We start from the raw sequence: 14033 nt of genomic DNA on the forward strand, positions 1-14033 counted from the left end.
TAAAGTATTGTATTCAATTATTACAAATAACTATCAGATTGTACACTTAATATAAGGTATAGAGTTTGTGAGGCTATTTACTTCCAAAAGTCGACATTTGATTGGAGTGGATATCTGTGCCACCTCAGTAAAGTTGGTTGACATACAGCGCCAACAAGGCATGTTCCGCTTAAAATCTTATGGCATTGAAAGACTACCGGAAGGCGTAGTCGTCGATAAACTCATCGTGGATACTGAAGCCGTTGGCGATACGATTGCCAGTTTGGCCAGACGCTGTCAAGTGGCTAATGCTCATGCAGCGACAGCCGTATCAGGGTCAGCGGTGATTACCAAGATCATCGATATGGACATGGCACTCAGCGATGTCGAGCGCGAAGCGCAGATACGTCTCGATGCCGATCAATACGTGCCTTATCCTCTTGAAGACGTCAACCTAGACTTTGAAGTCTTAGGCCCTTCTTTGGTCAGTGACGATATGGTGCAGGTGCTACTGGCGGCTTCACGCTCGGAGAATGTCGACCAACGCGTCGATGCCTTGACCTTCGGTGGCATGCAAACCAAGGTCATGGATATTGAGTCGCACGCCATTGAGCGTGCTTTTGGTTTGATGGTAGATAATTTACCAGGGCTACCAGAATTAGTCGCTTTGGTAGATATTGGTCACAATCAAACCACCTTATATGTCGCCAAAAATGGCGAATTTATCTATAGCCGCGAACAGCTATTTGGCGGTGCTCAGCTTACAGAGGCAATACAAAATCGCTATGGCTTATCATCTGAGGAAGCGGCGCTGAGTAAGCGTGAGCGCACCTTGCCTGACGATTACTATCCTGAGATATTGACGCCGTTTATCGAAAACACCATTCAGCAAATCACTCGCTCTTTGCAGTTCTATTTTTCTTCGAGCCAATACAGCAATATCGATCACGTGGTCCTCGCGGGGGGCAGTAGCTCGATTCCCGGTCTGGCTGGCATGGCGCAACAAAAACTGGGCGTGACTGTCAGTATCGCCAATCCATTTACCAATATGACCATCGCGCCACATATCGATAATGAGCAACTGGCGATCGATGCCCCAAGCCTCATGGCAGCATGTGGTCTTGCGTTAAGGAGCTTTGACTAATGGCTCGTATTAACCTCTTACCCTGGCGCGCCGAAGAGCGCGAACGCCGCAACAAAGAGTTTATCACGCTTGTGGTAGCTGTGACACTACTAACGTTGTTGGCCGCATTTGCTACGTGGAGCTATTTTAACAATGAGCTTGAAGAGCAGCTCGATGCCAATGCCTTGATTGAACAAGAAAACGCGCGTTTAGACACCGTGTTGAGCGAAATCGATAGCTTAGAGCAGCGCCGTGAAGATATTATCTCACGTATGCAAGTGATTCAAGACTTGCAAGGTCGTCGCCCGGTTCCTGTACGTCTATGGGACGATTTGGCTAAAGCAATGCCGTCGGCGCTTTATCTCAATAATCTCAAGCGCGAAGGAGATGTCATCACCTTGACCGGCCTGGCAGATAACCCAAATGTGGTGTCCAATCTGATTCGTAATCTCGATAGTAGTAAATGGATGGGTAACTCTGCTGTCAGCAATATTCAACAAAACATCAGTGCTTATCAGGCAGCGCCTGCGCTCAATAACACCATCAATACAGGTGAGCAGACGCGCCCTGTTTATCCAGAAGACAGCTATGTACAGTTTGTGGTAACCACAAGGGTGCAGTCAGAGACGGCCACACCTGAAGAAGGTACTGGGCTTGGAGGTGCATTATGAAACTGAGCCGCAAAAAAAGCCTAATCAAAATCAAAAAAGCAGACCTAAAGCCAAAAAAGCAGTTTGACTTACAAGAGTTTCGTCGCAGTTTTGAGTCATTAGACTCTGAAAACTATGGTAGCTGGCCATTGCCCGTCAAGGTAACGGTGATAGGGCTTATCATTGTTTTTATCGCCGCCTTGTCATGGGCGCTGCCGATCAGTGGCAAAATCGATGAAATCAATGCCGCCGAAAGCCAGCAGCAAACCTTGCTCGATAGTTATCGTGAAAAAGAATCACGCGCCCGTCACTTAGAAGCGTATAAAGCGCAAGTGGTGCAGATGGAAGCTGAGTTTAACTCGTTACTTGATCAACTACCAAAAGACACACGGGTGTCAGAGCTGGTAGAGGGCATCAACATGACTGGTGTGGGCAGCAATATTCGCTTTCAGGATATCTCGGTTGAGCCTGAAATTGAAAACGAATTTTTTATTGAGCAGCCGATACGTATTGCCGCATTGGGTGAGTATCATCAGTTCGGCAGCTTTATCAGTGGACTGGCTGCTCTACCTCGTATCATCACGATGCATGATTTTGAGGTGAGTAACCCGCAGCCGAGCTTGGATGTATTACCAGAGCTAAATCTGGTACTACAAACCAAAACCTATCGTTCAAAAGAAGCAAATCCTGAAGGTGATGCCGCTGCTGCAGGAGACAGTCAATGATGATAAATAAACTGCCCACGTTACTGGCGTTAAGTATGGTTGTGTTGTCGATGACGGGCTGTAGCGATCGCATAGGGATGGCACAGCAGTCGATGAATGACATACGCAACCAGCCAGCGCAGCCGATTGAGCCCCCACCTAAGGCGGAGCTGGTAGAAGATTTTGTATACAGCGCAAGCACGCAGCGCAGTCCGTTTTTGCCCCCAAGTTTGGTCAATGTACAAGGGCCGACGACGCCTATCGATGGTGTACGCCCTGATATTACCAGAGTCAAAGGGCCGCTTGAGCAGTACGAGCTATCACAGCTGGTCTTTCGCGGTGTTGTTATTTCGCCTGAAGGTCAGCGATATGCGTTGGTACAACGTCCTGATGGCTCAGTTGCGAGTGTGAAAGTAGGTGATTATCTTGGATTGAATGACGGCCGTATTGTTGAAATCACGCCGACCCAGATTAACTTGATTGAAATTGTGCCAGACAGCCGCGCAGGGTTTATCGAAAAACCCCAGTCGCTGGTCTCTCCTATAAGCTAAGTCGGCAGATTTTTTGAGGAATAAATAATGACAGTACGCAACAACAAGGTAATGACGATGAGTAACCGCGTATCTTCTGCTTTTGCCGTTTCAGCATTGGCAGTCAGCATGGTAGCAGTGAGTAACCATGCCCGAGCTGCCCAGCGTATCAATAACGTCTCTGTGGTACAAACTGCGCCAGCAGTGACGCAAATGCGCTTGAGCTTTGCCAGTGCGCCAGCATTGCCTGCAGCCTATCAGCTAGATGATCCAAGCCGTTTGGTACTAGATTTTGAACAAGTGCAAAATGGGCTGGCTAGCCGATTTAACGAATACAACATCGGCATGGTCAATGATGTCACGACACTAAGCAGCGACAGCACCACGCGTCTCATTGTGGGTCTCAAGCAAGCAGGCAACTATACTACAGCGGTCGATGGTAATGATTTGCTGCTGACCATCACTGACCCTAGCCGCCCCGTGGTTAGCCAACCTGTTAATCAGCCCGTCGTTAATCAAATAATCACCAATGATCCTGTGCAAGATGTGCTGAATAACAGTAGTGGCATGACAACCACAGCAATTGTCACCCCCATTGTAGAAACCAGTAGCGTTTCTGTTGCGGCGGTCAATAGCACCAACACTACGGTGGTCAAAAATCAAGTACCCGCAGATACGATGGTGGTTCGGGTCAATCCGCTATTGGATCCACAGCTTGCCGCCTCACAAGTGAGTAAGCAGTATAGTTATGAAGGCCTAACCGCCGTCAATTTTGCTGCAGGTAACGATGGTGGTGGTAATATCAGTATCGCTTTGGCCAATGAAGCCATTCCAGTAGATGTACAACGTCAAGGCAATAAGCTGGTCGTCCGTTTGACAGGCAGTACGGTGCCTAGAAACTTGCTGCGCCGTCTAAATATCAATAGCGGTCTGGTCAGTAGTATTGATACCAAAAACCAAGGTCAAAATGGTGTCGTCACCATCAATATGAACGACGACTATGAGTATCAAGCGTACCAGTCAGGCAATCAGCTAAATATCAGCATCAGTAAGCCTGAGCTACTGCGTGAGCCGACGCTCGAAGAAAGAGTCTATAGCGGTGAGCCACTGTCTATGGAATTCCAAGATGTCGAGATCCGCAGCGTTTTAGATATTTTGGCGCAGTTTACCGAGATGAATATCGTGGCAAGTGATTCGGTTGCAGGTAACATCACGTTGCGCCTGATCAACGTGCCTTGGGATCAAGCGCTTGATATTATTTTAAAGAGTAAAAATCTGGGCAAACGTGAAAACGGCAATGTGATTTTGGTCGCGCCGGCGACAGAGCTTGCAGAGCAAGAAGCACGTGAGCTTGAAGCGCAGCAAGCGGTTGAATCTTTTGCACCATTACGTACAGAGTACATCCGCTTAAGCTATGCTAAAGCGCAAGATGTTCTGACATTGATTTCTCAAGGCAGCGGCTCTTCTGGTGGTAGCTCAAACCGTGCCGACGACAATAACTCTTTGTTGTCAAATCGCGGTACCGTCACTGTGGATGAGCGTACCAATACCTTGATTGTCAAAGATGTGGCAGACAGTATTGAAAACATTCATAAACTGATCAGCAAAATCGATATTCCGGTGCGTCAGGTGATGATCGAGGCGCGTATTGTCAGTGCGACCGACAGTTTTAGTAAAGAGATCGGTGTTCGTTGGGGTATCTTGTCAAATGGTGCGGCCAATAACCGCAACTTATTGGTGGGCGGCAGTAACCAGACATTGTGGGACTTAAAAGACTTTGATGTAGAAACCACCACCGTCAACGGTCAGACGGTCTCGTATCCTTCTTATGACATCACGCGCCCTGATAACCTAAACGTCGATTTGGGTGTGGCCAACCCAGCGGGTAGTATTGCCTTTGGTTTGCTCAGTATGTCAGATGTGATGCTCGACCTTGAGCTATCAGCGCTGCAAGCGGACAATCGCGGTGAAGTCATCTCGACGCCGAAGATTTTGACCGCGGATAAACAAACCGCAAAGGTGTCATCTGGGACTCAGATTCCGTATCAAGAAGCCTCAGCCAGTGGCGCGACCACCACCAGCTTTAAAGAAGCGGCGCTGAGCTTGGAGGCCACGCCAAACATCACCCCTGATGGTAAAATTGGCCTACAACTCCTCATCACCAATGGCACACCGACCATCATCAACAATCAGGTCGCCATCGCTGAAGACTCAATCTCAACCAACGTTATCATCGAAGATGGTCAGACCGTGGTCTTAGGTGGCGTGTTCAAAAACCGTACCAGTAACGGCGTGGATAAAGTGCCTTTCTTAGGGGATTTGCCGTATATTGGCCGCGCCTTCCGCAAAGATGTGCGTAGTAATGCCAAAGAAGAGCTATTAATCTTTGTCACACCAAAACTCATCAATGATGGTACCAGCCGCTTGAATTAATCACAGGTTGACCTACTTTAAAAAAGCGAGCCTGAGTGCTTGCTTTTTTTATGAGTAAGCCGAAAGAGGGATGAGATTTTGCGGACAATTATCGCGGCTCGTTACTAGCCAGAATATCAATGACGTTGTATCATAGCTAATTTAGCTGAGTAAGTACTATGGTGGAGGAATTGCCGTCGGTGTTTTTAGTGGGGCCGATGGGAGCAGGGAAAACGACAATCGGTAAACTGCTGGCTAAGCAGCTAGGACGTGAGTTTTTGGATAGTGACTGGTACATCGAGTCGCAAACAGGTGCCGATATTGCGTGGATCTTTGCCAAAGAAGGTGAAGCGGGCTTTCGCGAGCGTGAGACACGCGCCATCGATGAGTTGACCCAAAAACCGCAAATTGTATTGGCGACTGGTGGCGGTGCGGTCATGTCTGCCGAAAATCGCGCGTTTTTGCACCAGCGTGGCATCGTCGTGTATCTCAATGCCCCCGTTGATGTGCAAATGGCGCGTACGGCAAAAGACAAGTCGCGACCATTGCTACAGCAGCCCAACCCCAAGCAGATATTGCAGGATCTCTACAGCACCCGTGATCCGCTATACCGGCAAGTGGCGCATATCATCATGCCAACTGGCCATACTTATCCGCGTCATATGGTCAATCAACTCTTGCAGCAGCTGGCATCGTTTGATATGTCTGCCATTACCGTCCCCAATAACCGAAGCTAACTGTATAGATACTGTATGGATGACAGACAGTCAGCTGCTCATCGCTTATGACCACTATTTAAGGAGTACTTCATGGCCACGCCACTGTTTTTTGAGGGTTTAACCGTTCAGACACAAAGCCATGATTATCCCATCATTATTACTGAAGACGCGGCCAAAAATGGCAGTATGGCGCAGCAAGTGGCGCCTTATATAACGGGCCGTCAGGTTTTAATCGTCACTAATGAGACGGTTGCGCCTTTATACCTATCTGCATTTGAACAAGCGCTGGCCGCGCACTTTACTGTGAGAGTCTGCGTGCTGCCAGATGGTGAGCAGTATAAAAATCAAGACAGTATCAATCAGATTTATGATGCACTGATGGATGCCCATTTCAACCGTGACGTGACGCTCATCGCCCTAGGTGGCGGCGTCATTGGCGATATGACAGGCTTTGCGGCGGCAAGTTTTATGCGCGGCGTAAATTTTATCCAGATACCAACGACATTGCTGTCACAAGTAGACTCTAGTGTCGGCGGCAAAACAGGCATCAATCATGCACAAGGCAAAAACATGATTGGCGCTTTTTGGCAACCGCAAATGGTACTGGCTGATATGAGTACACTCAAAACCTTGCCCGCTCGTGAGCTCTCAGCAGGGCTGGCAGAGGTCATCAAGTACGCCCTTATCATGGATGTCAGTTTTTTGCAGTGGCTGGAGAGCAATCTGCCTGCCATGATGGCGCTGGATTTGGCCGTGCTTGGTGAGGCAGTAAAGCGCTGCTGTCAATATAAAGCCGATATCGTGGCCCAAGACGAGCGCGAGTCAGGTGTGCGTGCCTTGCTTAATTTCGGCCATACTTTTGGTCATGTGATCGAGACGCATCAAGGCTACGGCAACTGGCTACACGGCGAGGCTGTGGCGGCAGGTATGGTACAGGCCGCCGAGCTTTCACAAAAAATGGGCTGGCTAAGTAATGAGGAGGTGGCGCGTGTCAAGCATGTGTTGACCTTGGCAAATCTGCCTATCCACCCGCCTGCGATCGCGGTGGACACTGCGCTTGATCTGATGGGTCATGATAAAAAAGTGAAACACGGACAAATCCGCCTGATTTTGTTAAAATCACTGGGTGAGGCGGTATTGACCAATGATTTTGATGCCACGCTATTAACCGACGTGCTGGCCGCACACAGTACGTAAGATACTGATTTTACAATTATAAGCGTTTGGTGAAGACAATGTGCGTTTAGCGCCTAACGTGACCGCTGGCATTTACTTTCAACGAGTCTTTATGTTGCGTTCTTAACCCTATTTTCACCAAGGATACTCTCATGGCAGCACCAAGATCGACGACGCGTAGCGCAAGCCAAGCATATCGCCGCCAAGCATTGATTTGGCTGGTAGCGACGTTGCTACTTGGCGTGGTTACCGCTTTGGTTTGGATGTTTAGTCAGACCCCAGCGATGGGTGCCAAAATCGAAAACGCACCGATAACCACGCCGCAGCCGCTTAGTGCTGAGCTTGAGCAGCCGCTCACCATAGAATCCTTGCATGAGCTGGATACGGATGTGCAGCCGCTCAGCTTTGACGCGACCATTCGCGATTTGCGCAGCTATCCTGATGAGTTCAAAGACAAGCGCTATTTGCTAGCAAACAAGGGCAAGTGGACAGTACAGGTGATGAATGTCGCCGAAAACGACGTTATCGTCAGCTATCTAGAAAGCCGTGATGATCGCAAAAAGTTTGCGTATTTTCGCTATTTAGATGACGAAAACCAAGTGCGTTATATGCTAACTTATGGGCTGATGAGCAGTCCGCAAGAAGCGGTTGGCGCCTCAAAACTGGTGGACTTTAAACTACCGGCCGATGTCCGCGTGTTGCCAGAAGAAATAAATCGCTATATCGGTATCATCGATAATTATGAGCGCCCCGATCCCATAAAAGATTTGAGCAATAGGCGAACGCGCGCGGTTGATTTGCGCCCGACCAAGCGCGAAGTACCAGTGCGTCAACCTGCCGATGACAGCAACGACGCCGATGAAACACGGCGCGCTAAGAGCAGCAGTGAGACCAGTATTCGCCAGTCTATCGACACCTCTGAGACCTTATCTGTCACTGAGGAGCGTATCGTAGGCGGTGAAGAGCAGTCGTCTGTGACCGCAGGCAACGCAGAGTCGAGCAACAAACCTGCGGACAATCAAAAACCGGTAGCGACAGGCGGTGATAGTAGCAATAAGAAGCCACCAGTCGTGCCAACGCCGAAGCCGCCAAGTAGTAGCAGTGGGACAAATGCGGGCGCAAATAATGCGGCAAATAGTGGTGTCAATAACGCCAGCAATAAAAACAGTAATCCCAATAGAAATAGCAATACCGACACGGACAATAAAAGTACCAACCAAGGCGTAGCTAAAAACAATAACGCTGCCAAAAATGACGACTCTACAAAAAGTGACAATGCGACCAAAAATAACGGCGACAGTATTAAAGAGCTGATTGAAGAAAAAAGCAATTAAGTTGCGTCTGATGATTTGATCAGAGCCGTAGCGATAGTAATAAAGCCCATTAGCAAAGATGCTGATGGGCTTTTTTTGGCAGGTATTTTGTGTATCAAGTGACCGTTATTATTTTCTCCAGTTACCGCTTTTACTTTGATGTTCTGATATCTTAGTTGCATGAACCATGGCTTAAATGATGGCTGAAGCCTGCCTTTATATGCGTTTTTATCTGCTGTTTTTCGTCATTATATAACCATTAGTAATACGTTCTCTTACAAAATATGGGTGATGAATCGATAGAAAAGACTAGATTTTTTGTCAATCATTAACTAATATAACGGTGGGCGACGTTCTGTATAGTTATCGTAAATAACTATTTATTGAACATTCGGTGAGTGATTGCATCAAATTTATAAGATGCTTTGCTACTGTTTGTTGTCCCAAGCGCCGCCATTTTTATTTGCATTTATACGATAATAAATGGCGCAGCCTCCCTTACGGTCGCTCTTTTTAGAGTGAATAAAGCGCTTAAATACAGAGCGTCAAATATTCAATATAAATCATCGCACCGTTACACTACCTAGCCAATATAATCATAGCGTTCGGTAATACACGGTGACAAGCGATACTCCAGTTAACAATAGCATGTGATTGAGAACTGAGTAACTGGCAGATAAAACGATTTTTATCTGATTGCCAAGATCCATTACTTACTGTCTATTCATACATTAATTATCTGTTCAGACATCATTAATGACTAGGAGGGTCAAGGTGCTAACCTGATTCTCAGAGTATGATGAATAAGAACGTCACATCAATTATTAATTCGGATATACGAATATTAATTATTAGCCCGTTCTGCCTACGGATAGCCGTTTATGCTCCGCATTGGATGATAAGCGACCCGTTCACTTAAAAGGACTAGCCATGTCAATGATTTCCTCCCATACGCATTTGGCCACGCCAGATGACTTCTCTGATAACTGTGGTTTTGGTTTGATCGCTCACATTGAGGGTGAGGCCAGCCATGATTTGGTAAAAACAGCCATTCATAGCTTAAGCTGTATGACGCACCGTGGCGGTGTTGCTGCTGATGGTAAGACGGGTGACGGCTGTGGTCTATTGTTGGCAACGCCGACCAAGTTTTTTCAAAAAATTGCCGCCGAGCTACAGTTTGATATTACTGATAACTTTGCGGTGGGCATGGTCTTTGTCAATCTCGACGCTGCTAAAGCAAAACACAGCCAGCAAATACTCTCTAAAGAAATTACTGCACAAGGCTTGGATGTGGCGGGCTGGCGTAATGTGCCACTTGATTTGACGATTGTCGGTGACATAGGCCGTGAGACATTGCCTGATTTTAAGCAAGTGTTTGTCAATGCGCCTGATGATTTATCAGCAGATGATTTTAATCGTAAGCTGTTTGTCGCGCGCAAAAAAGCCGAGCAACGTTTGGCAGACGATGAGTTGTTTTATGTGTGCTCGTTGAGCGCTCAGACGATTATCTATAAAGGGTTGGTGATGCCGTCTGACTTGCCAGCGTTCTTTTTGGATCTGCAAGATGAGCGCTTGGCCTCACATATCGTGGTATTCCACCAGCGTTTTTCTACCAATACCTTACCGCGCTGGCCGCTTGCGCAGCCGTTTCGCTATCTGGCGCACAATGGTGAGCTAAATACCATCACGGGCAACCGTAACTGGTCGGAGGCACGCACCCCAAAACTCAAATCGGACAAACTGCCCAACCTAAATGAGCTGACACCACTGGTCAATCGTACAGGCTCGGATTCTTCGAGTTTGGATAATATGCTTGAGGTGCTGATGTCTGGCGGCATGAGTCTGTTTCATGCCATGTCGATACTCGTGCCACCTGCTTGGCAAAATGTCGATAGCATGGACATGGATTTGCGCGCGTTTTATGAGTTTTATTCGCAGCATATGGAAGCATGGGATGGGCCTGCGGGTCTGGTGATTCAAGATGGGCGCTATGCGGTGTGCATGCTTGATCGCAATGGCTTGCGCCCATCGCGCTGGGTGACGACGAAGAACGGCTACATCACAGTCGCCTCTGAGGTGGGTGTTTGGGATTACGCGCCAAAAGATGTACTGGCAAAAGGCCGCGTCGGTCCCGGTCAAATGCTGGCCATCGATACCATGACTGGCCAGATTTTAGATACCAAAGCCATAGCGACCTTACTAAAAAAAGCGCACCCGTATCGCAAATGGCTGCGTGAAGAAGCGACCCGTATCCGTGATGATGAGCGCCTAGAAGAGCAGCTGGCGGCGCAGGCCTGCCGCGGCGAGCCACTCAAAGCCCTACAAAAGATGTATCACATCACCAATGAAGAGCGCACCGAAATCATCCGTCCCAATGCCGAAAATGGTCAAGAGCCAGTGGGTTCGATGGGCGATGACACACCAATGGCAGTGCTGTCGCAGCAAATTCGTCATGTCGGCGATTTTTTTCGTCAGCAGTTCGCGCAGGTGACCAACCCACCGATTGACCCATTACGTGAGTCAATCGTGATGTCACTACAGACGTGTCTCGGCGCTGAAACCAATGTGTTTGCACCATCTGCGCGCGATGCACACCGTATTATTTTATCCTCACCAGTATTGTCAGCCAGCAAAATGCAGCAGCTTGAGCGCTTAGACGACCCAGCGTTTCAGATGGCGCGTATTGATTTAAATTATGATCGCACCCTTGAGCTGTCAGAAGCCATCACTGCTATCTGTGAGCAAGTGGCAAGCAGTATTCGCGCCGGCCATACGCTGATTGTATTGTCTGACAAAAACATCGTCGCCGACAAAGTCCCTGCCAATGCCATCATGGTGACAGGGGCAGTGCATCATTATCTGATCGCCCAAGGTATCCGCACCGATGCCAATCTCATCATCGAGACGGGGCTGGCGCGTGACTCGCATCAGGTGGCGGTATTAATTGGCTTTGGCGCCACCTGCGTCTATCCATATTTGGCTTATGATGTCATCGATGACTTGGTGGCAAGTGGTGAGCTGCTTGGCGATCCGATTCAGGCGCGGGTCAATTTCCGTAAAGGCTTGGATAAAGGTTTGCTAAAAATCTTATCAAAAATGGGTATCTCAACCATCGTCTCTTATCGCGGTGCACAATTATTTGAAGCGGTTGGTCTCTCAGAAGAAGTGGTAAACCTATGCTTTAAAGGTGTGCAAAGCCGTATCAAAGGTGCCACCTTTGCCGATCTGGCAGCAGATCAGGCCATACTCGCGGCCAACGCCTTTAAGCGCCGTGCGCCCCTTGATCAAGGTGGTTTGCTCAAGTTTGTCTTTAATAAAGAGTATCACGCCTTTAATCCTGATGTGATTAACAGCCTGCACACCGCTGTACGGACAGGCGATTATGCCAATTATCGTCATTATGCCGACTTGGTTAATAGTCGCCCTGTAGCAACCTTGCGGGATTTGTTGCAACTAAAAACGGATAACTCAATTGACGTGAATGAGGTCGAAGACATCTCGGCTATCTTGACACGCTTTGATTCGGCGGGCATGTCGCTTGGCGCTCTATCACCAGAAGCACATGAAGCGATCGCCATGGCGATGAATACCATCGGTGGCCGCTCGAACTCAGGAGAGGGCGGCGAAGATCCAGTACGCTATGGCACGCTGCGCAATTCAAAAATCAAACAAGTGGCTTCTGGTCGTTTTGGTGTCACGCCCGCGTACTTGCGCTCAGCAGAAGTCATGCAGATCAAGGTCGCTCAGGGTGCAAAACCAGGGGAGGGTGGACAGCTGCCAGGTGGTAAGGTCAATGCGCTGATCGCGCGCCTGCGTTACTCTGTACCAGGGGTGACACTCATCTCACCGCCGCCGCATCATGATATTTATTCTATCGAAGACTTGGCGCAGCTGATTTTTGACTTAAAACAAGTCAACCCCGATGCCTTGGTCTCGGTGAAGCTGGTCTCACGTCCAGGCGTTGGCACCATCGCGACAGGCGTGGCCAAGGCCTATGCCGACTTAATCACCATCTCAGGCTATGATGGCGGTACGGCAGCGTCACCACTGTCTTCTATCCATCATGCAGGCTCGCCGTGGGAGCTGGGCTTGGCAGAGACGCATCAGTCGCTACGCGTCAATGGCCTGCGCGATAAAGTGCGGGTACAAACGGACGGCGGACTCAAGACAGGCCTTGATGTGGTAAAAGCCGCTATCCTTGGTGCAGAAAGCTTTGGTTTTGGTACCACGCCGATGATTGCGGTGGGCTGTAAATACTTGCGTATCTGCCATCTAAACAACTGCCCGACAGGCGTTGCTACCCAAAAAGCCAAGTTGCGTGACGAGCACTTCATCGGTGAAGCGGAGATGCTCATTAACTTCTTTAAGTTTGTGGCGACGGAAACACGTGAATGGCTTGCTGCCCTTGGCGTACGTAGTATGGAAGAGCTGGTCGGACGTACTGACTTGCTCGAGGTGTTAGAAGGCAATACGGCTAAGCAGCGTCACCTCGACTTAACGCCACTCTTGTTTAGTCATCCAGCCAGCGTTGGCAACGCGCAAACGTGTCAGGTAGAGCGTAATGAGCCATTTGATAAGGGCTTGCTCGCTGAGCAGATGGTCAGTGATATGCTCCTTAATATTCGTCAAGGTACAGGCGGCGATTATAGCTATGCAATCGGCAACTGCGATCGCTCAATCGGCGCGCGTATCTCCGGCGAGATCGCTCAAGTCTGGGGCAATCTTGGTATGAGTGATATGCCAATCAAGCTGCATCTAACGGGCACAGCAGGGCAGAGCTTGGGTGTGTGGAATGCAGGCGGCCTAAATATCGAGCTAGAAGGCGATGCCAATGACTATGTCGGTAAAGGTATGGCTGGTGGCGAGATCGTGATCTATCCGCCAAAGGGTGCCAGTTTTAGTACCCAAGAGACCGCCATTATCGGTAATACTTGCCTTTATGGTGCGACAGGCGGTAAGTTATATGCGGCAGGCACTGCAGGCGAGCGCTTTGGCGTACGTAACTCAGGGGCGCACGCGGTGATAGAGGGCACAGGCGATCACTGCTGTGAATATATGACCGGCGGCGTGGTGACCATCCTTGGGCGGACAGGGCTGAACTTTGGCGCAGGGATGACCGGTGGCTTTGCTTACGTGCTCGACATGGATGGCGACTTTTTTGATCGCTGCAATCACGAGCTGATTGATTTAAACCGTATCTCCAGCGAGCAAACCGAAGAGCACCGCATTTATTTGCAGCAAGTGATAGAAAACCACGTAGATAAAACAGGCAGCGCTTGGGGCCAGACGATATTGGCTGACTTTGAGCACTATGTGCGCAAATTTTACTTGGTCAAGCCCAAAGCGGCGAATATTGCCAGTCTCCTAAAAACCACCATGGCTGATCCACAGTAGTCGGGTATAGGGTATAAGAGACGTTTTAATACA

General features: G+C 48.8%; 9 protein-coding genes. All 9 read left to right on the forward strand.

Annotation, left to right across the window (positions count from 1 at the left end; all coding sequences use genetic code 11):
• Positions 1-67: 67 nt before the first annotated feature.
• The 9 genes from BTV99_RS00065 (at position 68) to gltB (ending at position 14000) form a co-directional block, all read left to right on the forward strand.
• Positions 68-1123: a pilus assembly protein PilM gene (locus BTV99_RS00065; protein ID WP_075100331.1), complete on the forward strand. Its 1056-nt coding sequence runs from the start codon at positions 68-70 to the stop codon at positions 1121-1123.
• Complete coding sequence (locus BTV99_RS00070) at positions 1123-1773, forward strand: PilN domain-containing protein (protein ID WP_075100332.1); 651 nt, start codon at positions 1123-1125, stop codon at positions 1771-1773. The genes BTV99_RS00065 and BTV99_RS00070 overlap by 1 nt, the downstream gene beginning before the upstream one ends.
• On the forward strand, positions 1770-2477 hold the full coding sequence (locus BTV99_RS00075; protein WP_075100333.1) for a type 4a pilus biogenesis protein PilO: 708 nt from the start codon (positions 1770-1772) through the stop codon (positions 2475-2477). Before BTV99_RS00070 ends, BTV99_RS00075 begins: the two co-directional genes overlap by 4 nt.
• Positions 2474-3007, forward strand: a complete 534-nt coding sequence (locus BTV99_RS00080; RefSeq protein ID WP_075100334.1) for a pilus assembly protein PilP — start codon at positions 2474-2476, stop codon at positions 3005-3007. The genes BTV99_RS00075 and BTV99_RS00080 overlap by 4 nt, the downstream gene beginning before the upstream one ends.
• 27 nt (positions 3008-3034) lie before the next feature.
• Complete coding sequence (gene pilQ, locus BTV99_RS00085) at positions 3035-5419, forward strand: type IV pilus secretin PilQ (protein WP_075100335.1); 2385 nt, start codon at positions 3035-3037, stop codon at positions 5417-5419.
• Between the two features lie 158 nt (positions 5420-5577).
• Positions 5578-6135, forward strand: a complete 558-nt coding sequence (gene aroK, locus BTV99_RS00090; RefSeq protein ID WP_075100336.1) for a shikimate kinase AroK — start codon at positions 5578-5580, stop codon at positions 6133-6135.
• A gap of 72 nt (positions 6136-6207) precedes the next feature.
• On the forward strand, positions 6208-7314 hold the full coding sequence (gene aroB / locus BTV99_RS00095) for a 3-dehydroquinate synthase (RefSeq protein WP_075100337.1): 1107 nt from the start codon (positions 6208-6210) through the stop codon (positions 7312-7314).
• 131 nt (positions 7315-7445) lie between these two features.
• On the forward strand, positions 7446-8627 hold the full coding sequence (locus tag BTV99_RS00100; RefSeq protein WP_256713686.1) for a hypothetical protein: 1182 nt from the start codon (positions 7446-7448) through the stop codon (positions 8625-8627).
• 909 nt (positions 8628-9536) lie between these two features.
• Positions 9537-14000, forward strand: coding sequence for a glutamate synthase large subunit (gene gltB / locus BTV99_RS00105; RefSeq protein ID WP_075100338.1), 4464 nt, complete (start codon positions 9537-9539; stop codon positions 13998-14000).
• Positions 14001-14033 lie beyond the last annotated feature (33 nt).

This window comes from Psychrobacter sp. Rd 27.2, from assembly GCF_001921755.1.
Taxonomy (GTDB): domain Bacteria; phylum Pseudomonadota; class Gammaproteobacteria; order Pseudomonadales; family Moraxellaceae; genus Psychrobacter; species Psychrobacter celer.

Bases quoted from the DNA above. Each gene is read 5' to 3' on its own strand.
- BTV99_RS00100 (WP_256713686.1), top strand. From the start codon at position 7,446: ATGGCAGCACCAAGATCGACGACGCGTAGCGCAAGCCAAGCATATCGC.
- aroK (WP_075100336.1), top strand. From the start codon at position 5,578: ATGGTGGAGGAATTGCCGTCGGTGTTTTTAGTGGGGCCGATGGGAGCA.
- BTV99_RS00070 (WP_075100332.1), top strand. From the start codon at position 1,123: ATGGCTCGTATTAACCTCTTACCCTGGCGCGCCGAAGAGCGCGAACGC.
- aroB (WP_075100337.1), top strand. From the start codon at position 6,208: ATGGCCACGCCACTGTTTTTTGAGGGTTTAACCGTTCAGACACAAAGC.
- BTV99_RS00075 (WP_075100333.1), top strand. From the start codon at position 1,770: ATGAAACTGAGCCGCAAAAAAAGCCTAATCAAAATCAAAAAAGCAGAC.
- gltB (WP_075100338.1), top strand. From the start codon at position 9,537: ATGTCAATGATTTCCTCCCATACGCATTTGGCCACGCCAGATGACTTC.
- BTV99_RS00080 (WP_075100334.1), top strand. From the start codon at position 2,474: ATGATGATAAATAAACTGCCCACGTTACTGGCGTTAAGTATGGTTGTG.
- pilQ (WP_075100335.1), top strand. From the start codon at position 3,035: ATGACAGTACGCAACAACAAGGTAATGACGATGAGTAACCGCGTATCT.